At 62.7% G+C, this 22,074-nt stretch carries 17 protein-coding genes; 4 read left to right on the top strand and 13 right to left on the bottom strand.

The features are described 5' to 3' along the window. Window positions 1-60: 60 nt before the first annotated feature. Both ACYP01_RS08585 and ACYP01_RS08580 read left to right on the top strand, forming a co-directional pair. Complete coding sequence (locus ACYP01_RS08585; protein WP_218679928.1) at window positions 61-1,050, top strand: NAD(P)-dependent alcohol dehydrogenase; 990 nt, start codon at window positions 61-63, stop codon at window positions 1,048-1,050. 44 nt (window positions 1,051-1,094) lie between these two features. Further along, window positions 1,095-1,853, top strand: a complete 759-nt coding sequence (locus ACYP01_RS08580; RefSeq protein ID WP_083291738.1) for an acyl-[acyl-carrier-protein] thioesterase — start codon at window positions 1,095-1,097, stop codon at window positions 1,851-1,853. On the opposite strand, the gene ACYP01_RS08575 is transcribed toward ACYP01_RS08580, so the two are convergent. Next, a complete protein-coding gene (locus ACYP01_RS08575) occupies window positions 1,850-2,050 on the bottom strand; it encodes a hypothetical protein (RefSeq protein ID WP_003941897.1) in 201 nt (66 codons plus the stop codon). The two genes, ACYP01_RS08580 and ACYP01_RS08575, sit on opposite strands and share 4 nt — an antisense overlap. A gap of 73 nt (window positions 2,051-2,123) precedes the next feature. Between ACYP01_RS08575 and ACYP01_RS08570 the strand changes: the two genes are divergently transcribed. Then, window positions 2,124-2,621 (top strand): SixA phosphatase family protein, encoded by a 498-nt coding sequence (locus tag ACYP01_RS08570; RefSeq protein ID WP_007728426.1) that lies wholly within the window; start codon window positions 2,124-2,126, stop codon window positions 2,619-2,621. Between the two features lie 13 nt (window positions 2,622-2,634). Here ACYP01_RS08570 and ACYP01_RS08565 read toward each other — a convergent pair whose 3' ends face one another. Continuing rightward, complete coding sequence (locus ACYP01_RS08565; RefSeq protein WP_042921030.1) at window positions 2,635-3,642, bottom strand: LLM class flavin-dependent oxidoreductase; 1,008 nt, start codon at window positions 3,640-3,642, stop codon at window positions 2,635-2,637. A gap of 88 nt (window positions 3,643-3,730) precedes the next feature. Between ACYP01_RS08565 and ACYP01_RS08560 the strand changes: the two genes are divergently transcribed. Beyond that, window positions 3,731-4,117 carry a glyoxalase superfamily protein gene (locus ACYP01_RS08560; protein WP_003942070.1) on the top strand — a complete coding sequence of 129 codons (387 nt, stop codon included), beginning with the start codon at window positions 3,731-3,733 and terminating at the stop codon, window positions 4,115-4,117. A gap of 134 nt (window positions 4,118-4,251) precedes the next feature. On the opposite strand, the gene ACYP01_RS08555 is transcribed toward ACYP01_RS08560, so the two are convergent. From ACYP01_RS08555 to ACYP01_RS08505, 11 genes are all read right to left on the bottom strand, one after another. After that, the gene (locus tag ACYP01_RS08555; protein WP_459679418.1) at window positions 4,252-8,208 is read right to left on the bottom strand and encodes a DNA-directed RNA polymerase subunit beta'; all 3,957 of its coding nucleotides are present in this window, start codon (window positions 8,206-8,208) and stop codon (window positions 4,252-4,254) included. 117 nt (window positions 8,209-8,325) lie between these two features. After that, on the bottom strand, window positions 8,326-11,832 hold the full coding sequence (rpoB, locus tag ACYP01_RS08550) for a DNA-directed RNA polymerase subunit beta (RefSeq protein WP_003942068.1): 3,507 nt from the start codon (window positions 11,830-11,832) through the stop codon (window positions 8,326-8,328). A 461-nt stretch (window positions 11,833-12,293) separates the two neighbouring features. Further along, window positions 12,294-13,142: a superantigen-like protein SSL4 gene (locus ACYP01_RS08545; RefSeq protein ID WP_064113963.1), complete on the bottom strand. Its 849-nt coding sequence runs from the start codon at window positions 13,140-13,142 to the stop codon at window positions 12,294-12,296. A 45-nt stretch (window positions 13,143-13,187) separates the two neighbouring features. Further along, window positions 13,188-13,916: a hypothetical protein gene (locus tag ACYP01_RS08540; RefSeq protein ID WP_007728440.1), complete on the bottom strand. Its 729-nt coding sequence runs from the start codon at window positions 13,914-13,916 to the stop codon at window positions 13,188-13,190. 99 nt (window positions 13,917-14,015) lie between these two features. Beyond that, a complete protein-coding gene (locus tag ACYP01_RS08535; RefSeq protein WP_007728444.1) occupies window positions 14,016-15,263 on the bottom strand; it encodes an MCE family protein in 1,248 nt (415 codons plus the stop codon). Next, complete coding sequence (locus ACYP01_RS08530) at window positions 15,260-16,537, bottom strand: MCE family protein (protein ID WP_003941859.1); 1,278 nt, start codon at window positions 16,535-16,537, stop codon at window positions 15,260-15,262. The genes ACYP01_RS08535 and ACYP01_RS08530 overlap by 4 nt, the downstream gene beginning before the upstream one ends. After that, window positions 16,534-17,787, bottom strand: coding sequence for an MCE family protein (locus ACYP01_RS08525; RefSeq protein WP_003941941.1), 1,254 nt, complete (start codon window positions 17,785-17,787; stop codon window positions 16,534-16,536). The genes ACYP01_RS08530 and ACYP01_RS08525 overlap by 4 nt, the downstream gene beginning before the upstream one ends. Beyond that, entirely contained in the window at window positions 17,787-18,782 is a 996-nt protein-coding gene (locus tag ACYP01_RS08520) for an MCE family protein (RefSeq protein ID WP_003942053.1), read from the bottom strand. The genes ACYP01_RS08525 and ACYP01_RS08520 overlap by 1 nt, the downstream gene beginning before the upstream one ends. Then, a complete protein-coding gene (locus ACYP01_RS08515) occupies window positions 18,779-19,858 on the bottom strand; it encodes an MCE family protein (protein WP_003941932.1) in 1,080 nt (359 codons plus the stop codon). Before ACYP01_RS08515 ends, ACYP01_RS08520 begins: the two co-directional genes overlap by 4 nt. After that, window positions 19,855-21,216 carry an MCE family protein gene (locus ACYP01_RS08510; RefSeq protein WP_003942007.1) on the bottom strand — a complete coding sequence of 454 codons (1,362 nt, stop codon included), beginning with the start codon at window positions 21,214-21,216 and terminating at the stop codon, window positions 19,855-19,857. Before ACYP01_RS08510 ends, ACYP01_RS08515 begins: the two co-directional genes overlap by 4 nt. After that, the gene (locus tag ACYP01_RS08505) at window positions 21,213-22,073 is read right to left on the bottom strand and encodes an MlaE family ABC transporter permease (protein WP_003941894.1); all 861 of its coding nucleotides are present in this window, start codon (window positions 22,071-22,073) and stop codon (window positions 21,213-21,215) included. Before ACYP01_RS08505 ends, ACYP01_RS08510 begins: the two co-directional genes overlap by 4 nt. Between the last annotated feature and the right edge of the window lies 1 nt (window position 22,074).

Genomic DNA, 22,074 nt, shown 5'->3' with positions numbered 1-22,074 from the left:
CAGAACTTACACCGTAAGTGCAATACTTACGCTGTAAGTATTCGACGAACGGAGACTCGCATGCCGAAGGAACTGATGACCGCCGTCGTACAGGATCGCTACGGCGAGGCCGACGTTCTCTACCTCGACCACATTCCGCGCCCCACTGTCGCCGACAACGAAGTGCTGATACGCGTCGAGGCCGCGTCCGTCGACCGCGGGGCATGGCATCTCATGGCCGGACTGCCATATCCGTTGCGCCTCGCGGGTTTCGGGCTGCGCAGACCTAGGAACCGAGTCCGCGGACTGGACGTATCCGGCCGAGTCGAGGCCGTCGGCAGTTCGGTGACCCGCGTGGCAGTCGGCCAGGAGGTATACGGGATCGCGGTCGGTTCGTTCGCGGAGTACGCACGCGCACTCGAGACGAAGATTGCCGCAAAACCTGCACGGTTGTCGTTCGCACAAGCAGCAGCGGTGCCGGTCTCCGCCCTCACAGCGTTGCAAGCCGTGCGCGACCACGGCCGCGTGCAGGCGGGCCAATCCGTCCTCGTACTCGGCGCATCCGGTGGCGTCGGGATCTACGCGGTGCAGGTGGCAAAAGCCATGGGCGCTCACGTCACCGGCGTGTGCAGCACCTCGAAAACCGATACCGTCCGCTCCATCGGTGCCGACGAGGTTCTCGACTACCGCGTCGACGACGCCACCGACGGATCGCATCGGTACGACGTCATCATCGACACCGGCGGCAACCGCCGACTGCGAGATCTTCGACGGGCGCTCACACGCACCGGAACGCTGGTGATCGTCGGCGGCGAGAACGGCGGACGGTGGCTCGGCGGAACCGATCGCCAAATACGCGCACAGTGCTTGTCTCCGTTCATATCTCAGAAAATGGGCACCTTCATCGCTTCGGAGAACGCCGACGATCTGGAGGTCCTGACGCAGATGATCGACGCAGGTGACATCACCCCGGTGATCGACTCCGTTCATCCCCTTGCCGACACCGCCGTCGCCGTGGCACGAATGGTCGACGGCTCCGGCTGCGGAAAGCAGATAATCGCCACTCGCTGAAAAGCCTGACAGAATCGGCTCACTCCAGCGAACAGGAATCTCACGTGAACCCAGATCTCACGCTCGCGCAACAGCCGGACCGAGGACCGATCTTCGTCAAGTCCCGCCCGGTCCGCACCGGCGACATCGACGTCGCCAAGCAGGTCAGGCTCGACGCCGTCGCCCGCTACCTGCAGGACATCGGCAACGACAACATCGAGGCCGCGGGAGCCATCGACACCCATCCGCTCTGGATAGTGCGTCGTACGGTCGTCGACGTCGTACGCCCGGCGATCTGGCCGGAAGAGTTGACGATGACTCGCTGGTGCTCCGGCTTCTCCACGAGATGGGCGAACATGCGTGTGCGCTTCGACGGCAGCAACGGCGCGCTGATGGAAACCGAAGGCTTCTGGATCAACATCAGCGCCGAGTCGGGCATGCCCACGCGGATGAGTGACGACTTCATGCGGCCACTGGAGGAATCCACCGACGAGCATCGCCTGAAGTGGAAGCGGGTACTCGCCGAGAACGCACCGGAGGCGGACGGCGCGGGTGTTCTGGACACGCCGTTCGCTCTGCGCGCCACGGATATCGACCCGTTCGACCACGTCAACAACGCCGTCTACTGGCAGGCAGTCGAAGAGGTCCTCAGCGCTCGCACCGAACTACGGACAGTTCCGCATCGAGCACTGATCGAGTACCTCTCCCCCATCGTCTCCAGCGACGACGTCGTCCTGCGCAGCCGCGTCGACGACAAGACCGTCACGGTCTGGTTCCTGGTCGGCGAAGCGCTCCGCGCAGTTGCGCAGGTGAGCGCCCTCTAACGCAGTTTCTGGGTCGCGACAGCCGCGACACCGAACACCAACGCAAGAAGAATCGCGGCCCAGAAACCGAAGAGCCACCACACCACGCCGAACACGACCACTGCCGGGGCAACGGTGATGAAAGCGATGGTGGGGCTTTCGCGTACCACCTCGAGTGCAGTTCGGGCATTAGTTCGATCGAGCTTCTTACCGGCCATCGAAAACCTCCTTCAAGGTCCTGACCATCCAGAGTAACCGGACTGACGGGCACAAAGCGGATACCGTGAACGCATGGCCGACCACCGCACCCTCGTCCTCATGCGACACGGCAAGTCCAGCTACCCCGAGGGCATCCGTGATCACGAGCGTCCGCTCGCCGAACGGGGCCTGCGCGAGGCCCGCATCGGCGGCGAATGGATCCGCGAAAACGTCCCGCCCGTCGACGCCGTTCTGTGCTCCACCTCCCGGCGGACCGTCGAAACCCTTGCCTCGACGGGAATCGAAGCTCCCGCCGGGTTCGAGAAGTCCATCTACGGCGGCTCACCCGCAGACGTCATTGCAGCTGCGCGAACCACGTCCGACCACGTCAAGACGCTCCTGATCGTCGGACACGAACCCGGAATTCCCTGGACTGCACTCGATCTCGCATCGAACGAAAACTCCGAAGCGGCGCAACGTATCCGCGACAAGTTCCCGACTTCGGCGATCGCCGTCCTCTCCGTACCGGTGCCGTGGACCGAACTCGACGACTCCGTCGCCACTCTGCTCGAGTTTCACGTGCCTCGTTAGATCAACCACACTGCTAAACCACCTCACGCAGTAGGCGGTCCGAAAGTGCAAGCGCGTCACGGTCGTACGTCGACGTGGACGCCAGCAATTCGTCGGCACCGGTTCGCTCGGCCAGATCGTGAAGCTGCTGCTTCACCTCGACGGGCGTCCCGTGCAGCGCCGAAGCCGTGAACGACTCGATGCGCCTGGCGTTTCGATCACTGCGCGGGGCGCGCCTGATCTCGTCCGGCGACACGAGCGGCGGAAACTCCCCTGTCCGTGACGATTCAGCGAGCGCGTACGCCTCCGGGATCAGCAACTCACGCGCCGCGTCGGTGGTATCGGCAACCGCCACTTCGAGTGAAACCACCACATAGGGTTCGGGATGAGCGTCGGTGGGCCGGAAGGCTCGGCGGTACTCGTCCAACGCATCCACCCGGTCGGTGCTACCGATTCCGAGTATCGGCCCGCCCACGACCACCGGAAGCCCCAGCTGCGCTGCCACTTTCAAGCCTGTGCGCGTGGCGAGCACGAAGATCGGGACTCCAGTCTGCGACGCCGGCCGTGCCGTCACTGCGGCGGAACCGTCCAGATAACGCCTCACCTCGTCCAGGTCCGACACAAACGTGTCCGGAGCGTCCTTGCTGCGTCGTAGTGCCTGACGTACGGGCTCTGTGAATCCCAGCGATCGGCCGAGGCCGAGATCGATTCGCCCCGGGTACAGAGCCTCCAGCATCAAGAACTGCTCGGCGACGATCAGCGGTTGGTGATTCGGCAGCATGACCCCACCGCTGCCGAGTCTGATATCGCGCGTATGCGCGCCGATCGCGGCAAGCAGTACTGCCGGCGACCCGCTCCCGATCCCGGGCACCGCGTGATGCTCGGCCACCCAGAACCGGTGGTAGCCGAGAGCGTCGGCGTGCGCGGCACGTTCGACGGAATGCGTCAGAGCTGCGGAGTCGGGGTATCCGCTCCTGGTTCGGGATCGGTCGAGCAGTGAGAGAAGCACCCTCGGAGCAACAAGGAATTCGGAAAGTTTCATCCGGACGCCGAACGAGGACCGTTTCTGACCGCAATACCCGCAACACTGGACCTGTCGCCGGAATTCACCATCACATGAAGGGCACGTCATGGACATCAAGCTCGAACTGGTCGCCATTCCCGTCACCGACATCGACCGCGCCAAGGACTTCTACGTCCGCCTCGGATTCAATGCCGACCACGATCACACGGTCAGCGAAGACCTGCGATTCGTCCAGCTGACCCCTCCCGGTTCGGCCTGCTCGATCTGCATCGGCAAGGGAATCACCGACGCCGAGCCCGGCTCGGTCGTCGGCATGCAGGTAGTGGTCAAAGACATCGAAGAGGCCGAGCGCGAGTTCAAGAGCCGCGGCATCGACATCAGCCCGATCGACGACCAGGCCTGGGGGCGGTTCATCTACTTCGCCGACCCCGACGGGAACAAGTGGGCCGTCCAGGAGATCGTCATCCCGGACCTCAGCGGCAGCAACTCCTGAAAACGTCCCACTCCTGACATGAAAAATCCCCCCACCTCTTTCGAAGTGGGGGGATTTTCTACGAACTAACGCTTAGCGGTAGTCGTCACATGCGACTACCCGTCTAGCGGTAGTCGTCACATGCGACTACCCGACTAGCGGTAGTCGTTGCTGAAGCCGTAGTCGTCCAGCGGAACTGCAGCACCGGTGTTCTGGCCGAAGCCGTCCGGGCTGTAGTACTGGTCGTCGTACGACGGCACTGCGTAAGCAGCGGCGCGTGCCTCTTCGGTGGGCTGAACCTGGATGTTGCGGTAACGGTTGATACCGGTACCGGCAGGGATCAGCTTGCCGATGATGACATTTTCCTTCAGACCGATCAGCTTGTCCGAGCGGCAGTTGATAGCCGCGTCGGTCAAGACACGAGTGGTCTCCTGGAACGATGCCGCGGACAGCCACGAATCCGTCGCGAGCGACGCCTTCGTGATACCCATGAGCACCGGACGGCCGGCTGCGGGCTCGCCACCCTCGGCGACAACGCGGCGGTTTGCCGACTCGAACTCGGCGCGCTCGGTGAGCGAACCGGGCAGGAACTCGGTGGCACCGGAATCGATGATCGTCACGCGACGAAGCATCTGGCGCACGATGACCTCGATGTGCTTGTCGTGGATCGACACACCCTGGCTCCGGTACACCTCCTGGACCTCGTTGACCAAGTGGATCTGAACCTGACGCGGACCCATGACTCGCAGGACCTCGTGGGGATCGGCAGCACCTTCCATGAGCTGCTGTCCGACCTCGACGTGGTCACCGTCAGCCAAGAGGCTTTCGCGACCGTCGGCGTGCTTGAAGACACGCAGACGCTGACGCTTGCTGAGCTTGTCGTAGACAACCTCTTCGCCGCCGTCGTCCGGAACGATGGTGATCTTGTAGAAACGATCGCCGTCTTCGAGCTGTACCCGACCGGTGACGTCCGCGATAGGAGCCTTGCCCTTGGGCACACGTGCCTCGAACAGCTCCTGGACACGCGGCAGACCGCCGGTGATGTCATCTCCTGCGACACCACCCTGGTGGAAGGTACGCATGGTCAGCTGGGTACCGGGCTCACCGATCGACTGTGCGGCGACGATACCGACAGCCTCACCGATGTCGACCAGCTTGCCGGTGGCCATCGAGCGGCCGTAGCAAGTGGCGCAAACGCCGGTGCCGGTGGTGCAGGTCAGGACCGAGCGGACCTTGACCGTCGTGATGCCGGCTTCGAGCAGAGCATCGATCGCGGGGTCACCGAGATCGTGGCCACGCTCGACGATGACGGTGCCGTTCGCGTCGACTGCATCGGCCGCCAAGGTACGGGCGTACGTGCTGGTCTCCACGTGAGCATCGCGGATCATCGTGCCGTCGGCCTGCTTCTCGGCGATCGTGGTGACGATGCCGCGCTCTGTTCCACAGTCGACCTCGCGGACGATGACGTCCTGCGAAACGTCCACCAGACGACGGGTCAGGTAACCCGAGTCGGCGGTGCGGAGTGCGGTATCGGCCAGACCCTTACGAGCACCGTGCGTGTTGATGAAGTACTCGAGAACGGTCAGGCCTTCCTTGAAGGAAGACTTGATCGGACGCGGGATGAACTCACCCTTCGGGTTTGTCACCAGGCCCTTCATACCGGCGAGCGAGCGAACCTGAGTCATGTTGCCGGCTGCGCCGGACTTCACGATCATCGGGATCGGGTTGCTGTCGGGGAAGTGAGCCTCCATGGCCTTGCCGACCTTGTCGGTCGCTTCCTGCCAAATGGTGACCAGAGCGCTGTTGCGCTCCTTCTTGTCCAGAGCACCACGCTGGTACTGCTTCTCGATCTTGTCGGCCTGAGCCTCGAAGTCCTCGATGATGGCAGGCTTCTCCGGCGGCACGAGCACGTCGGAGATCGAGACCGTGACACCCGAACGGGTGGCCCAGTAGAACCCGACGTCCTTGAGCTTGTCGACGGTCTGAGCAACCACGATCATCGGGTACCGCTCGGCGAGATCGTTGATGATCGTCGCCTGGCGCTTCTTCGGCATCTGCTCGTTGACGAACGGGTAGTCCGCCGGAAGCAGCTCGTTGAAGAGCACACGGCCGAGTGTCGTGGTGGCGGTCCAGCCGTCACCGTAGTTCCAGCCCTCGGGGAACAGTTCGTTCTCGAGGTCGCGCGGCGGACGCTGCTCCGTCAGACGCACCTTGATCTGAGCCTGAACCGAGAGCGCGCCGCGGTCGACTGCCATCTGAGCCTCGGCGGGCGAGGAGTACACGCCCTGCTCTGCCTCGTCGTTGGTCGGAGCAACGAGCTCACCGGTGACACCCTCGTCGAGACGGGTCAGGTGGAACAGACCCGTGACCATGTCCAGACGCGGCATGGCGAGCGGGCGACCCGAAGCAGGCGAGAGGATGTTGTTCGAGGACAGCATCAGGATGCGTGCCTCGGCCTGTGCCTCTGCCGACAGCGGGAGGTGAACAGCCATCTGGTCACCGTCGAAGTCGGCGTTGAAGGCCTCACACACCAGCGGGTGGAGCTGAATGGCCTTGCCCTCGACGAGCTGCGGCTCGAATGCCTGGATACCCAGACGGTGCAGCGTAGGTGCACGGTTGAGCAGCACGGGGTGCTCGGCGATGACCTCTTCGAGGACGTCCCACACCTGGACGCGCTTGCGCTCGACCATGCGCTTTGCCGACTTGATGTTCTGCGCGTGGTTCAGATCGACCAGACGCTTCATCACGAACGGCTTGAACAGCTCGAGAGCCATCAGCTTGGGCAGACCACACTGGTGCAGCTTGAGCTGAGGACCGACGACGATGACGGAACGACCCGAGTAGTCGACGCGCTTACCGAGCAGGTTCTGACGGAAGCGACCCTGCTTGCCCTTGAGCAGATCGCTCAGGGACTTCAGCGGGCGGTTACCCGGTCCGGTGACCGGACGTCCACGACGACCGTTGTCGAACAGGGCGTCGACCGACTCCTGCAGCATCCGCTTCTCGTTGTTGACGATGATCTCGGGAGCACCGAGGTCGATCAGTCGCTTGAGGCGGTTGTTGCGGTTGATGACGCGGCGGTACAGGTCGTTGAGGTCGGACGTCGCGAAACGTCCACCGTCGAGCTGAACCATCGGGCGAAGCTCCGGCGGGATCACCGGAACAGCGTTGAGGACCATGCCCATCGGCGAGTTGCCGTTGGTCTGGAATGCCGCAACCACCTTGAGGCGCTTGAGTGCACGCAGCTTCTTCTGGCCCTTGCCGCTGCGGATGGTCTCGCGGAGAGACTCTGCCTCGGCGTCGAGATCGAAGTTCTGCATCAGGATCTGGATGGACTCTGCGCCCATCGCACCCGTGAAGTACTCGCCGTAACGGTCGACCAGCTCGCGGTACAGGAGCTCGTCGATGATGAGCTGCTTGACGCTCAGCTTGGTGAAGGTGGTCCAGATCTCGTCGAGACGATCCAGCTCACGCTGCGCGCGGTCACGGAGCTGACGCATTTCGCGCTCGCCGCCGTCCTTGACCTTGCGGCGGACATCGGACTTCGCGCCCTCTGCCTCGAGCTCGGCGATGTCGGCTTCGAGCTTCTGCGCACGTGCCTCGAGATCGGCGTCGCGCTGATCTGCGACGGTCTTCTTTTCGACCTGCATCTCGGCTTCGAGGGTGGACAGCTCGTTGTGACGGAGCTCCTCGTCGACACCGACGATGACGTAGGCAGCGAAGTAGATGATCTTTTCGAGATCCTTCGGAGCCAGGTCGAGCAGGTAACCGAGACGGCTCGGAACACCCTTGAAGTACCAGATGTGCGTGACCGGTGCGGCCAGTTCGATGTGACCCATGCGCTCACGACGAACCTTGGCGCGAGTGACCTCGACGCCACAGCGCTCACAGATGATGCCCTTGAAGCGGACACGCTTGTACTTACCGCAGTAGCACTCCCAGTCCCGAGTGGGGCCGAAGATCTTCTCGCAGAAGAGGCCGTCCTTCTCGGGCTTGAGCGTGCGGTAGTTGATGGTCTCCGGCTTCTTGACCTCGCCGTAGGACCAATTGCGGATGTCCTCTGCACTGGCCAAGCCAATGCGGAGTTCATCGAAGAAGTTGACGTCGAGCACGTAACTTCCTTTCCCCGTTGGGGTTACGGTTGCCGGTCACCCGGCAACCTGACTGCCAATTCAAATGTGAACTACGCCCCCGGGCCGCTCTCTCAAGAGCAACCCGGGGACCGAAACCTAGTTCGCGAGGTCGTCGACCGTCGCAGCTTCGTTCCTGGACAGGTTGATGCCCAGGTTCGCTGCGGCCCGCTCCAAGTCCTCGTCGTCGCCGTCCGCCATCGTGATGGCCGCGCCGTCCGAGGACAGCACCTCCACGTTGAGGCAGAGCGACTGGAGCTCCTTGAGGAGCACCTTGAACGACTCGGGGATGCCGGGTTCGGGGATGTTCTCGCCCTTGACGATGGCTTCGTACACCTTGACTCGACCGACCACGTCGTCCGACTTGATGGTCAGCAGTTCCTGCAGCGTGTAAGCCGCGCCGTAGGCCTGCATCGCCCAGCACTCCATCTCACCGAAGCGCTGGCCACCGAACTGGGCCTTACCACCGAGAGGCTGCTGCGTGATCATCGAGTACGGACCGGTCGAACGAGCGTGGATCTTGTCGTCGACCAAGTGGTGCAGCTTGATGATGTACATGTAACCGACCGAGACCGGGTACGGGAACGGCTCGCCGGAGCGGCCGTCGAACAAGGTGGCCTTTCCGTCGGGTCCGACCATCTGCTCGCCGTCACGGTTCGGCAGCGTCGCGCCGAGGAGACCGGTGAGCTCGTCTTCCTTCGCACCGTCGAACACCGGGGTGGCGATGTTCGAGTCGGCCGGAGCGGACAGCATCTCTTCCGGCAGGGTCGCAGCCCAGTCGGGACGAGAGCCGTCGGACGCGATCTGAACGTTCCAGCCGGTCTTGCCGATCCACCCGAGGTGGGTCTCCAAGACCTGACCGATGTTCATACGACGCGGGACGCCGTGCGTGTTCAAGATGATGTCGACAGGCGTGCCGTCCGAGAGGAACGGCATGTCTTCCTGCGGCAGGATCTTGCCGATGACGCCCTTGTTACCGTGGCGGCCGGCGAGCTTGTCGCCGTCCTGGATCTTGCGCTTCTGTGCCACGTAGACGCGGACCAGCTCGTTGACACCGGGAGGCAGATCGTCGTCTTCGTCACGCGAGAACACGCGGATTCCGATGACCTTGCCGGTCTCACCGTGAGGAACCTTGAGGGACGTGTCACGAACCTCGCGAGCCTTCTCACCGAAGATGGCGCGAAGGAGGCGCTCTTCGGGGGTCAGCTCGGTCTCGCCCTTCGGCGTGACCTTTCCGACCAGCACGTCGCCGTCACGAACCTCGGCACCGATACGGATGATGCCGCGCTCGTCGAGGTCGGCGAGGACCTCGTCGGAGACGTTCGGGATGTCGCGAGTGATTTCCTCGGCACCGAGCTTGGTGTCGCGGGCATCGATCTCGTGCTCCTCGATGTGAATCGAGGTCAGGACGTCCTCTTCCACGAGACGCTGCGACAGAATGATCGCGTCCTCGTAGTTGTGGCCTTCCCACGGCATGATCGCGACGAGCAAGTTCTTGCCCAGCGCCATCTCACCGTTCTCGGTGCAAGGACCGTCGGCCAGAACCTGGCCGGCCTCGACACGCTGTCCCTCGTCCACGATCGGACGCTGGTTGGCGCACGTGCCCTGGTTGGAACGCGCGAACTTGCGCATCCGGTACGTCTTGCGGCTTCCGTCGTCAGCCATCACCGTGACGTAGTCCGCGGAGATCTCCTCCACGACACCGGTCTTCTCGGTGATGATGACGTCGCCGGCATCCACAGCTGCACGCAGCTCCATGCCGGTACCGACGAGAGGTGCCTCGCTGCGAACCAGCGGGACAGCCTGACGCTGCATGTTCGCGCCCATCAGGGCACGGTTTGCATCGTCGTGCTCGAGGAACGGAATCATCGCGGTTGCGACGGACACCATCTGACGCGGCGAAACGTCCATGTAGTCGATGTCGGAGGACGCGACGAACTCGACCTCGCCACCCTTACGGCGGACGAGAATCTTCGAGTCGGTGAAGCGACCCTCGCGGTCGATGGCCGAGTTGGCCTGCGCGACTACGTGGCGGTCTTCTTCGTCAGCGGTCAGGTAGTCGACCTCGTCGGTCACCTGTCCGTCGACGACGCGACGGTACGGGGTCTCGATGAAACCGAACGGGTTGACGCGGGCGTAGACCGACAGCGAACCGATCAGGCCGATGTTCGGGCCTTCCGGGGTCTCGATCGGGCACATGCGGCCGTAGTGCGACGGGTGAACGTCGCGAACCTCGAGGCCGGCGCGCTCACGGGACAGACCACCCGGGCCGAGGGCGGACAGACGACGCTTGTGCGTCAGCCCCGACAGCGGGTTGTTCTGGTCCATGAACTGCGACAGCTGGGAGGTTCCGAAGAACTCCCTGATCGCAGCGACGACGGGACGGATGTTGATCAGCGTCTGAGGCGTGATTGCCTCGACGTCCTGCGTGGTCATGCGCTCACGAACCACACGCTCCATGCGGGACAGGCCCACGCGGATCTGGTTCTGGATGAGCTCGCCGACCGTACGCAGACGACGGTTGCCGAAGTGGTCGATGTCGTCGACCTCGACGGGAACCTCGACGCCGCCCGGAGCCGTCATCGAGGTGTCACCTGCGTGCAGACGCACGAGGTACTCGACGGTGGCGACGATGTCTTCTTCGGTGAGCGTGGATGCAACGATCGGCTGACCCGCGTTCAGGCCGAGCTTCTTGTTGATCTTGTAACGACCCACGCGAGCGAGGTCGTAGCGCTTGTCCTTGAAGAACAGGTTCTCCAGCAGGGTCTGCGCGCTCTCCTTGGTGGGGGGCTCGCCCGGACGCAGCTTGCGGTAGATGTCGAGCAACGCCTCATCGGTGCCGGCGGTGTTGTCCTTCTCCAGCGTGGCCATGAGGATCTCGGAGAAGCCGAAGCGCTCCGTGATCTGCTCGGTGGTCCAGCCGAGTGCCTTGAGCAGGACGGTGACAGGCTGACGACGCTTGCGGTCGATACGGACACCAACGGTGTCGCGCTTGTCGACGTCGAACTCGAGCCATGCGCCGCGACCCGGGATCACCTTGACGCTGTGCAGATCCTTCTCGGTGCTCTTGTCGACGCTCATGTCGAAGTACACACCGGGGGAACGCACGAGCTGCGAGACGACCACACGCTCGGTGCCGTTGATGATGAAGGTGCCCTTGTCGGTCATCATCGGGAAATCTCCCATGAAGACCGTCTGGCTCTTGATCTCACCAGTGTTGTTGTTGATGAACTCCGCGGTGACGAACAACGGCGCCGCGTAGGTCATGTCCTTGTCTTTGCACTCGTCCGTCGAGGCCTTGACCTCGTCGAATCGAGGGTCGGAGAAGGACAGCGACATAGTGCCGTTGAAATCCTCGATCGGAGAAAGCTCCGCGAGGATGTCCTCGAGACCACCGGACACTGCATTGTCGCCGAGTGCCGCTGCTCGTTCACGCCAACTCTGCGCGCCGATCAGCCACTCGAACGAATCTGTCTGTACGTCAAGAAGCCCGGGAACTTCGAGGGGTTCGCGAACTTTCGCGAACGAAACCCTCTTCGGGGCTCCGGGGATTCCGGAAACTGCCTTGGTCTGGCTAGAGACTGCCAAGATGCGTCCTTCCAGCACCTCACGCGGGCCGCTCCGTGCTGTTGCGACCGCCGCTGTATCTGCTTCGAATTTCGCTGGTTACAACCCGAACGAAACCCGTCGCAGAAAGCAAGAAGTACTTGACTTCGCAGCGGTTGAGACGAGGGGTGGACAGGAGGCAGCCAGCGCAACGTCCAAAAGTACACCCTTACTCTGGAAATGTCGAGTCGGGTGTAACTGAGGGTCGAATTCAGATACTGACGTGAGACTGCCGATCACTCGTCCGTGCATGTTCACCGATCAGAGTGGACCTTGCGGACCGCTCCGTCAAGGGCGAGAGCGCGTGTCGCAGCATTCGAACATTCGTGACGCGCATTCGAACACTGCCACCGGGAGTGTAGCCAGCAACGGCGTCACATACGAAAAATCTGGACCGACATCGTGCGTCGATCCAGATCTTCGCGCTGGTGCGCAGGTGCTACTGGTCGCGAATCTCCGAGCTACTGGTCGCGAATCTCCGAGATCAGCCAGTTTCCATCCTGCTTCTCCAGACTCACGATGACCATTCCGGAGCGAGAGTCTGCCGCCACGCCGTTCTGCGTCGAGCTGACGTTCAGTTGGGCGAGCAACTGCGCCCGGTCCTTCTCGAGCCGTGTGATCCCGATCAGCGGGACATCAGCGGTCGTTGCCGTCTGGGTTTGTTCGACGCCGGCCTTCTGCGTGTCCTTGTACTGCGTCAGCTGATCGCGCATCGACTGGTTCAGGCCCTGGACACCCTTGTCGAAATCGGCGTCGAAGGTGTCGGGAGAAAACGTGAAGACTGCAGCCAACGCCGACGGCGTCACACGAAGAACCTCAGCCGTGGCGCCTTCGTCCACCCAGGCGATGTCGTCCGTCTTCGCGCCGACTTTGAAGAAGGCGATGCCGGCGAGGATCGCGACGATGACCGCTGCGGCCCCCAGGATCGCGACCAGGCGCCAACCGGCCTTGGATTGTGTAGGTGTTGTCGCCGACTCCCCCGCGCCCGTCTCCGGGGTAGCAGGGGCCTTGGGCTCGTCTGCGACGGTTTTCGCCGGTTTGGTCAGATCGGGGCCCGGTGTGGATTCCGGAGCGTCGGTTTCCGTCTTCGGCGGCTCGATTTCTCCGGACTCTGCCTTCGTGAGCGTCGGCTTCGCAACCTCCGGCTTCACAGCCTCCTGTGTTTCTTCTTCCGGCTGTTCGATCGTGGGCTCGACCGGATCCGAATCGGACGTCCCCGCGGGGACGTTGAGCGAGCGAGCGCTTCCCGCGATCTTCGGCCGACGGTTCTGCGGGGAGGACGGTCCGCCGGTACGACGTTTGGGTGGCATTACGCGCTTCTCCTTCGAGGGATGTCGGTGTGCAGGTTCGACGAACTACTGGCCACCGGAATCACCACCCTCGGTTGTCGGTGCGGGAGCACCGGAGGCAGGTGCCTCGGTCCCCGAACCGGGTGCGGGCGTTGCGTCAGGAGCAGGCGTGGAGCCGTCGGTGGCCGGCAGGGTGCCGGAGCCGAGATCGAGCCGAGAGCCGATCGGATCAGCCGACTGAGCCTTCCAGACCCCGTCGACCTCGACCATGCCCAGCCGCATGCCGAGCTGATTCTTGACGAACTGGTTGCCCTGGGTCGTGGTGACTCGAACGACGACCAGTGCCGTGGCGGTCCGGTCATCGGTATTGAGCTCGGTCAGCGCGGACTGAACGACTTCGGTGTCAGCCTTCGAGCCCGAGTTACGCAACTCGTCTGTGATGGAATCCTGAACGGTCTGCAGATACGTCGTCATCTCGTCACCGGTCACCGAAGAACGCATGTTCTCGATCGACTGGTCGAGATTGGCCGAATCCGCGTTGTTGAGGTTGATCGCGACTTGCTGCGCACCGATAAGCGCGTCGTCACGCATCTCGGCGGTGGTGCGGTCGGTGGTGAGCGCCCGAACGTACGGGACGCCGAACACACCGAGCGCAACCACTGCCGCCAGAAGCAAGACACCGACCGCAATCAGAGACGCTGTCAGCCCCTTCGGTCTACCGGTTGTCGGCGCTCCCGATTCGACTTGCTCGGGCCCGCCGGACTGCGGGGAACTGTTTCTCTGAATCACACTCACTACCCTACTTACCTGTTTTGCCCAGCCTCTGGCCGCGAATCGTCAACTGCCACAACTCAGTAGCCTGAACTGCACAAACTCGACCACATTCGGATCGGTCTACTTCGGTGTCACTCCGAGCAACGGCGCCAACTGCGTCGCGATCGGGTTGAGGTTCAACTTGTCCGGATCGACCTTCGGCTTGAAGTCCCAAGGCTGGATCGTGTCGGGATCGGCGTACACCACGCGGTTGGCACTGCGGACGCCCGTCTCGCTGCCCAGCGGCGTCTCACACGACGCGGCGGTGTTGAGCGGGAAGTCCTGCTGGGTGTCGTCGAAATTGGGATTCTGACGCTTCATCTCGTCCAGGATCGCCATGGTGCCTTCGTAACCCACCGTGCACGAGAGCGGATTGTTGGTCTCCAGCACCAAGCCCTGATGGACCGTTCCGTCGCCGGGAGCAACCGTCGGTGCGGCAGCGGCCAGGCCGGGAAGGAAGATCAGGAACGGCTGCAGCGCGATCGTTCGCGGCGCAAGCGTCTCGGTGGTCGCGGCAAGATTGGTCAGGTCAGTCGTCAGGCTCGGGCCCGCCTCGTTGATGAGAGCACCGATCTGATCGCTGGCCGGGATGCCGTTGTCGATCAAGCGACGGATATCCGGATCACTGGTCCGCAGCTGCGCTGTGACAGCATCGAGATCGGTACTGAACTGCTTGATCGCGGAGGACTGATCCGACTGCGTCGTCAATACCGTCTCACTGTTCCGAATCAGCGCGAGCGTCTGAGGCAGAGTGTCGAGCCCGGACTGCGAGAGACCGGACAGCGAATCGGCCAGGACCTGAATGTCCTCGCCCTTACCGTTGAACGCTGCACCGAGTTCGACGGCGACGGTGTGGAGCGCGTCGACGGGCACGGACTTGACCAAGCCGTTGGCACTGGTCAGCACATCCTCGATCGGGATCGGAGTTGTGGTGTCCCCCACCGCGATCACCGAGCCGTCCTCGAGAAACGGTCCCTGGTCGGTATCGGGCTGAAGGTCGACGTACTGCTCACCGATGGCGGAGCGGTTGGCCACGACGGCACGGGCCGACGCGGGAATCTCCGGAGCACTGTTGTCGATCTTCAGGTCGACCTGAATTCCGTCCTCGGTCAACGACATGTCGCCCACTCGCCCGACCGGCACGCCGCGATACGTCACCTCGGCGTTGGTGAAAATTCCACCGGACGTGGCCAATTCGGTCTTGACCGTGTACTGACCGAACCCCATGAGGTTGTCCAGGCGCACGTACTTGGCGCCGACGTAGATGAGACCCAGGAGCGCAACCACGACAAAGCCGACGAGCTGCCATCTGACCAGAGCTGATCTCACTGTCCATCACCGCCGATTCCGAACTGTTCCAGCATTCCCTGGATGGGGTTGAGTGGGTTCGCCGCGGGCGCCGGCGTTGCCGGGTCACCCGCTGTTGTGGCGGGAAGGCCGGCGACAACGGGAACCTGCGGCAGGATCGGAGCGATCGGCAGCAGTGACACTGTCGGCCACCCCGGTCGCGGCCCGTTGCCGTTGTAGTACGGGTTGGAGGGGTCGACCACCGGCTTGGGATTGCCGAACTTGGGCTGGCGGTATTCCGGTTCTCCCTGCCCGACACCGAGACCCGAGAGTGTATTGCCGATCTGCAGGTCGACACTCAGGAAGAGGTTGACGGAACCACCCTGTGCAATCTTCTCGACACCGTCCGGGAACGGGAACGTCGGAAGGAACGGAAGTGCCCCCACGAAGTCGTCACCGGAGTCTGCGAGCGCCTGCAGCGTCGGACGCAGAGCCTGAAGATCAGCGATCAGATCGTCCTTGGACTGTGTGAGGACGTCGGTTCCCACTGTTCCGAGTCGATCCACCTGAGCGAGCATCTGCGTCAGCTGCGGACGCTGCTCGTTGAGAACCTGTGTCGCAACGGGGAGTTCCTCGAGAATCTTCCCGATCTTCTCGTTCTGATCGTTGACGCGAGTCGAGAGCACATCCAGGCCGTCGAGGGCGCGTGTGATGTCGTCACGCTGCTCGTTGAGTCCACCGATGAGTGTGTTCGCCTGCTCCAGAAGACTTCTCGTCTTGCCTTCGCGACCGTCGAACGCGGCACCGAGTTCTTCGACGATGGGCTGCAACTGGCCCACACCGCCGCCGTTGAGCAGCAGCGACAATGCGCCGAGAACCTGCTCGATCTCCGTGGCGTGGCGAGTGCGATCCAGCGGAATGAGGTCACCGTCGGCCAGCTTCGCAGAGTCCGGTCCGGACGGCGGGGCCGACAGCTGGATGAACTTCTCGCCGAGCAGGTTGGTCTGCTCGACCGCGGCAATTGCGTTGGCGGGCAGATCAACCGACGAGTCGAGGATGATTCCGACGTCCGCGGTCCATCCGTCCGGTCCGACCGACACGTCGTCGACTCGACCGACGGGAACGCCGTCGACCTTCACAGCGGACTGCGGAACCAAGTCGAGCACGTCGTCGAACTGAATGGTCAAGTGCATCGGATCGGAACCCACATCAGGACCGCCGGGAAGCGGGACAGCGTAGATCCCCTCGGACGAGCAGGCGGTTGCCGAGATCAGGACGGCGCACAATCCGGCGCCGACTATCAACGAACGCTTCACTCGCCCTCCCCGTTTCCACTGGTCAGTCGCGGTGACACGACGCCGGGCACAGTGCCCGGAACTACCTGCATCTGTCGTTCGGAACCGGCAAGGATGCCGAAGGGAAGGTTCAGGCCTGCAGCCTGATTGGCTGCGTCGGTCATCGCTGCGACGTTTGCGCACTGGTCGATGGCCGGTTGCATCTGCCGTCCCAACGCCTCGAACCGCGGATCACCGGGCAACAGTTTGCCGAGGTCCATCAACTTGCAGAGCACTCCGGCCGGGTTCTGAAGATCAGGGAACGCCAGACGTGAAGCCAGCACACCTGATTCGGCGTCGTACGAGTTGACCAAGTTGGAGATCGCCAGCGGAAGCATGGTGAGCGTGTTGGCCAGTGCTTCCTTGTTGTTCGCCAATGTCTGTGTCGGTTCGACGAGACCCTCGGTTGTCTGGACCAACTGATCGCGGTTGTCGGCCACGAACTTCGCGACGTCGCCGAGAGCAATCGAGAGCTGGTTCAGAGCGGCACCGAGATCGTCGCGCTCACCTGCCAAGAATCCGGTCAGGTCCGACAACTGAGTGTTGAACTGGCGCACCTGCTGATCGTTGGCCGCGAGAGCGCCCACAAAAGTATCCAGGTTCTTGATGGTGAGCGAGATGTTGTCACGCGAATCATTGAGCGTCCGTGCGGCATCCGAGAGGTTGGTGATGCTGTCTCCCAACGCTTCACCGTTGCCCTCGAGGTTGGCCGCACCTGTCTCGACGAAATCGGACAGTGCTCCGTTCTTGTTGGCACCTTCAGGACCGAGCGCCGACGCGAGTTCGTCGATGCTGGAGTACAACTGGTCGACCTCGACGGGCGTCGCCGTCTTCTCGATCGGAATTACTGCACCGCTGGCCATCTTGTCGCCGCCGGTGAAGACCGGTGTCAGCTGGATGTAGCGGTCGGCAACCACCGACGGCGTGATCTGAGCGGCACTGGCACCCGCGGGAATGTCGATCCCACGATCGACACGCAGCTCGACCTTGACCTGATCTCCCTGGGGTTCGACGGATTCGACGGTGCCGACCTTGACACCGAGAACACGAACGTCGGAGCCGTCGTAGATACCCACCGACTTGTCGAAGTAGGCGGTGATCTTGGTGGTACCGGCGCGAGTGAACACCCACCACAGCGCGCCACCGATTACGAGTAACCCGATCAGAACAGCGGCGATGATCGCGACCGAGCGCTTCTTGGAGCCGCTTCCGGCTTCGGCAGTATCAGCCATCAGTTGCCTCCCAACGTACGAACGGGGTCACGGTAGCCCGGAATGTCCGGTAGACCCGGCGGAAGGAGGTTCACGACGACCTGGTCGAACCAACGGCCGTTGCCGACCACGTTGGCATACAAGCGAATGAAGGGTTCGTAGAGCTTCAGTGCCTTGTCCAGGTTCTCGTTGTTTGCCTTCAGGATGTCGATGACGCCGTTGAGCTGCGTCAGCGCCGGCCCGATTGCCGCCTCGTTGTCACGAACGAGACCGGTGAGCTGCTGAGAGACGCGTTGGGTTCCGGTGAGCAGCTGCGAAATCGCTTGCTGGCGATTGTTGAGTTCCTGCACCAGTAGTCCACCGTCTCGGATCAGCTGGGTGAATTCCTTGTTGCGGTCAGCAAGAATCTGCGACGTCTTCCCGGTGGCGGCGAAGAGCTTCTGCAAGTCCTGATCGCGGCTCGCGATCGTCTGCGACAGCCGACTGACACCGTCGAGCGAAGCGCGGACATCGCCAGGTGTCTCGGAGAATGCCTGGGACAACGTCTCCATGCTCTTCGCCAACTGGTCGGTGTCGATGTCGCCGACGGTGTCTGCCGCTGCCGAGAAGGCCTGAACGACGTCGTACGGAGATGTGGTGCGCTCGAGCGGAATCCGATCCTTGGGATCGAGGTTGTCGGTTCCGCGCGGATCTAGTGCGAGGTACTTCTGTCCCAGAATGGTCTTGATCTGAATGGACGCAGAGGTTTGATCTCCCACCCACGCGTCACTGACCTTGAAGTCGACGAGAACACGGTCACCGTCGAGATCGACGGAAGTGACCTTGCCGACCTTCACGCCGGCGATACGAACCTCGTTACCAGGCTTGAGACCCGCGGCTTCGGAGAACTCGGCGGAGTAGGACGAGCCTGCTCCCACGAACGGAAGCGAATCGAGGAAGAACGCGGACAAAGTGGCCAGCAACACCACGAAGATACCGATGGCTCCGGCCATTGCCGGACTGCGACGTTTACTCATCGACCTTGCAACTCCCTCATACCGTCTTGAGTGCATCGCGTGGCCGCGTTGGTGTAAATCGGCTGATTGACCGTCGGCAGGCCGGTGGGCAGATTCAGCGACGCAGACTGTCCTGGACCGGCAACGATGTCGATTCCGCACAGATAGAACTGGAACCAGGAACCGTAGCTCGCTACGCGTGCGAGCTTCTCGAGCTTGACCGGCAAGGTCTCGAGCACCGCGTTGACGTCGTCACTCCGACGATTGAGTGTGGTCGCCAATGTGTTGAGCGCCGTGATCGAGCCCTGAATCGACGGCCGCGTCGGCTCGAGCAGGTCTGCCGTCGCGTCGGTCAGGCCGGCGAGTGAGGTGACGGCCGAACCGACCACCCCACGCTCGTTGGCCAACCCGGTGACGAGTTGCTGGGTGTTGACGATCAGTGAATCGAGGTTCTTGTCGTTCGCGTTGACGGTGTCGAGAACGTCGTTGAGGTTCTTGATCACCGCGCCGATGACCGCGTCCTTGTCCGCGACGGTGTTGGTCAGGCTCGCGGTGTTGCGCACGAGCTCACTGATGGTGCCCGATTCGCCTTGGAAGACCTGGATGATCTGGTACGACAGCTTGTTGACGTCGTCCGCGCTCAGGGTGGTGAACAGCGGCTTGAAGCCGTTGAAGAGTGTCGTGAGGTTGACTGCCGGGCGCGTCTGAGACAGCGGCAGGGTATCGCCGCCGGTGATCTTCTTGCCTTGGCTGCCTTCACCTTGCGAGAGCGAGATGTACCGCTGCCCCACCAGGTTGCGGAACCGGATGGTGGCGATGGAACTGGCCGGCAACCAATCACGGTCGGACACCGAGAACTGGACCTCGGCCTGGTTGTCGTTGACGATGGCAATCTTCTCGACCTGGCCGACACGAACACCGGCAATGCGGACCTCGTCGCCCTCGTTCAACGAAGTGACGTCGGAGAAGACGGCGTTGAACTTGGTGCCGCCACCGCCGCCGAGGTTGGCGATACTGGCTGCCAGCAGTCCTGTCGCCAGGACCGTCACCACAACGAAGATGATGAGCTTTGTCAGCGGAGCTGCGAGTCCTCTCATTGGACGCTCACCTCCGCACCTGCGAATGCCGGAGCGCTGACCATCGTGGTCCACGCCGGAACATCGTCCGGCGCAACACCGTTGGCCTGTCCGTAGATCACCTTCAACGTATCCTCTTCGAGTTTCGAGCCCGCGTAGCCGGCCTGCTGAGCCGGACCGCTGTTGTTGGTCGAGAACAACTGAGGTCCGGAGCCCTCGGGTGCAGGCAGGAATTCCATGGTGGCGGGACCTGGATTGCGGGAAGGAACCTGGTAGGAACCGTCACCGTACGAACCGCCGGGGTACTGCGGGAACGGACGACCGGGCTCGGTGACGTTGTCGTAGCAAACCGGGCCGCGGTTGTCGACGAGCCGTGGCTCGTCCTGGTTGGGCAGGTAGCGCCCCTTGGGGTTCACGATCTGAATACTCGCACGCACACCAGGATTGGGCGCGTCGGTGGACAGGATCTTGGCAGCTTCCGGAGCGGTGTCCGAGAAGCCCTTGAACGTGCACCCGAAGGTCGGAGAGTACTGGGCCAGAAGCTGGAGAGCTTCCTTCGAATCCGCAGCGAGCGTGATGATCGAGGACGAGTTCGCTTCGAGGAAGGCTGCGGTGTCAGACGATGTCACGGTGAGCGACGCCAGCAGTGTCCGCAACTGGTCCTGCTTCTGCACCACCGTGTTACCCGTGGTCCGCAGATTGTCGAGAGCGTTGATCAGATCGGGCGCAGCGTCCGAGTACGTCTGGGAGAAGTCCGCGAACTTGCGCAGATCCTCTTGCACCGCGGGCAGTTCGGTATTGACGCCGCGGAAGATCTCCTCGAGACGATCGACCGTCAGACCGAGCTCGGCGCCGCGTCCCGTCAGACCCTGCGCGAGAGAACCGAGAGTGTTCGCCAGATCCTGCGGCGGAATCGCCTGCAGAAGTGGGAGCAGTCCGTCCAGAACGTCGCCGACCTCGACAGCATTGCCGCTCTTGTCCTGGTGGATCACCGTTCCCGCGGAAATCGGGGTCGCGGTGGTTCCCTCCGGAATGATCAGGGAGACGTAGCGCTCACCGAAAAGCGTCTTCGGGAGCAGACGCGCCGTGACGTTGGACGGAATGAGATCAGCCTTGTCCGGCTCGATCGCGAGGACCGAGGTGACCTGGCCGTCTTTCGTCGACGCGGATCGCACCTCGCCGACCAGCAGCCCACGGACCTTGACGTCCGCGTTGGGTGGCAACGCATTTCCGACTGTGTCGGTCACGAGGTCGATCTTCACGACGTCCTTGAACGTCTTGTTGAAGGTTCCGATGGTGAAGGCCAGGAACAATGCCAACACCACGAAGAACACGAGTCCGAGCACACGGCGGCGCAGGACTGACGGAGCCTCGATCATCCGGCCACCCTCACTGTCGTCGTGGTGCCCCAGATTGCGAGGCTGAGGAAGAAGTCGAGAACGGCGATCGTCACGATTGCGGCGCGAACAGCGCGGCCGACGGCCACGCCGACACCTGCGGGACCACCTGAGGCATGGAACCCGTAGTAGCAGTGGATCAGGATCAGCACGAAGGCGAATACCAGGACTTTCGCAAACGAATACAGCACGTCCTGCGGTGGCAGGAACAGGTTGAAGTAGTGGTCGTAGGAACCCGTCGACTGCCCGTTGAAGACCGTGCTGATCACTCTCGAGGCGAGGTACGCCGCAAGCAGACCCACGATGTACAGCGGGATGACGGCGACGAAGCCGGCGATCATGCGCGTCGTGACCAGGAACGGCACCGACGGAACTGCCATGACCTCGAGCGCGTCGATCTCTTCGGAGATACGCATGGCACCGAGTTGGGCGGTGAAGCCACAACCAACCGTGGCCGAGAGCGCAAGAGCCGCAACGATCGGAGCGATCTCACGGGTGTTGACGTATGCGGAGAGGAAGCCGGTCAGGACCGAGCTACCCAACTGCTCCAGAGCGGCGAAGCCCTGGAGGCCGACGACGACACCGGTGAATCCGGACATCATCGCGATGACGCCGATGGTTCCGCCGATCACTGCGAGCGCACCGCTACCGAAGGTCACTTCGGCGAGTAGTCGAAGCGTCTCCTTCCGATACCGATGCAGGGTGCGCGGGGTCCACGCGATGGCGCGCGCGTAGAACGACATCTGCTCGCCCGCGCGGTCCAACGCGTTCACTGGAATTCTGGCTACTTTGCGACTCTTCAGCAGGAACTGATCGCCGCGGCCTCGTGCGATGGTCATT

Source organism: Rhodococcus sp. no. 34 (assembly GCF_054589475.1).
The sequence above is the reverse complement of the archived record's forward strand: the minus strand, read 5'-3'. Positions and strand labels throughout refer to the sequence as shown.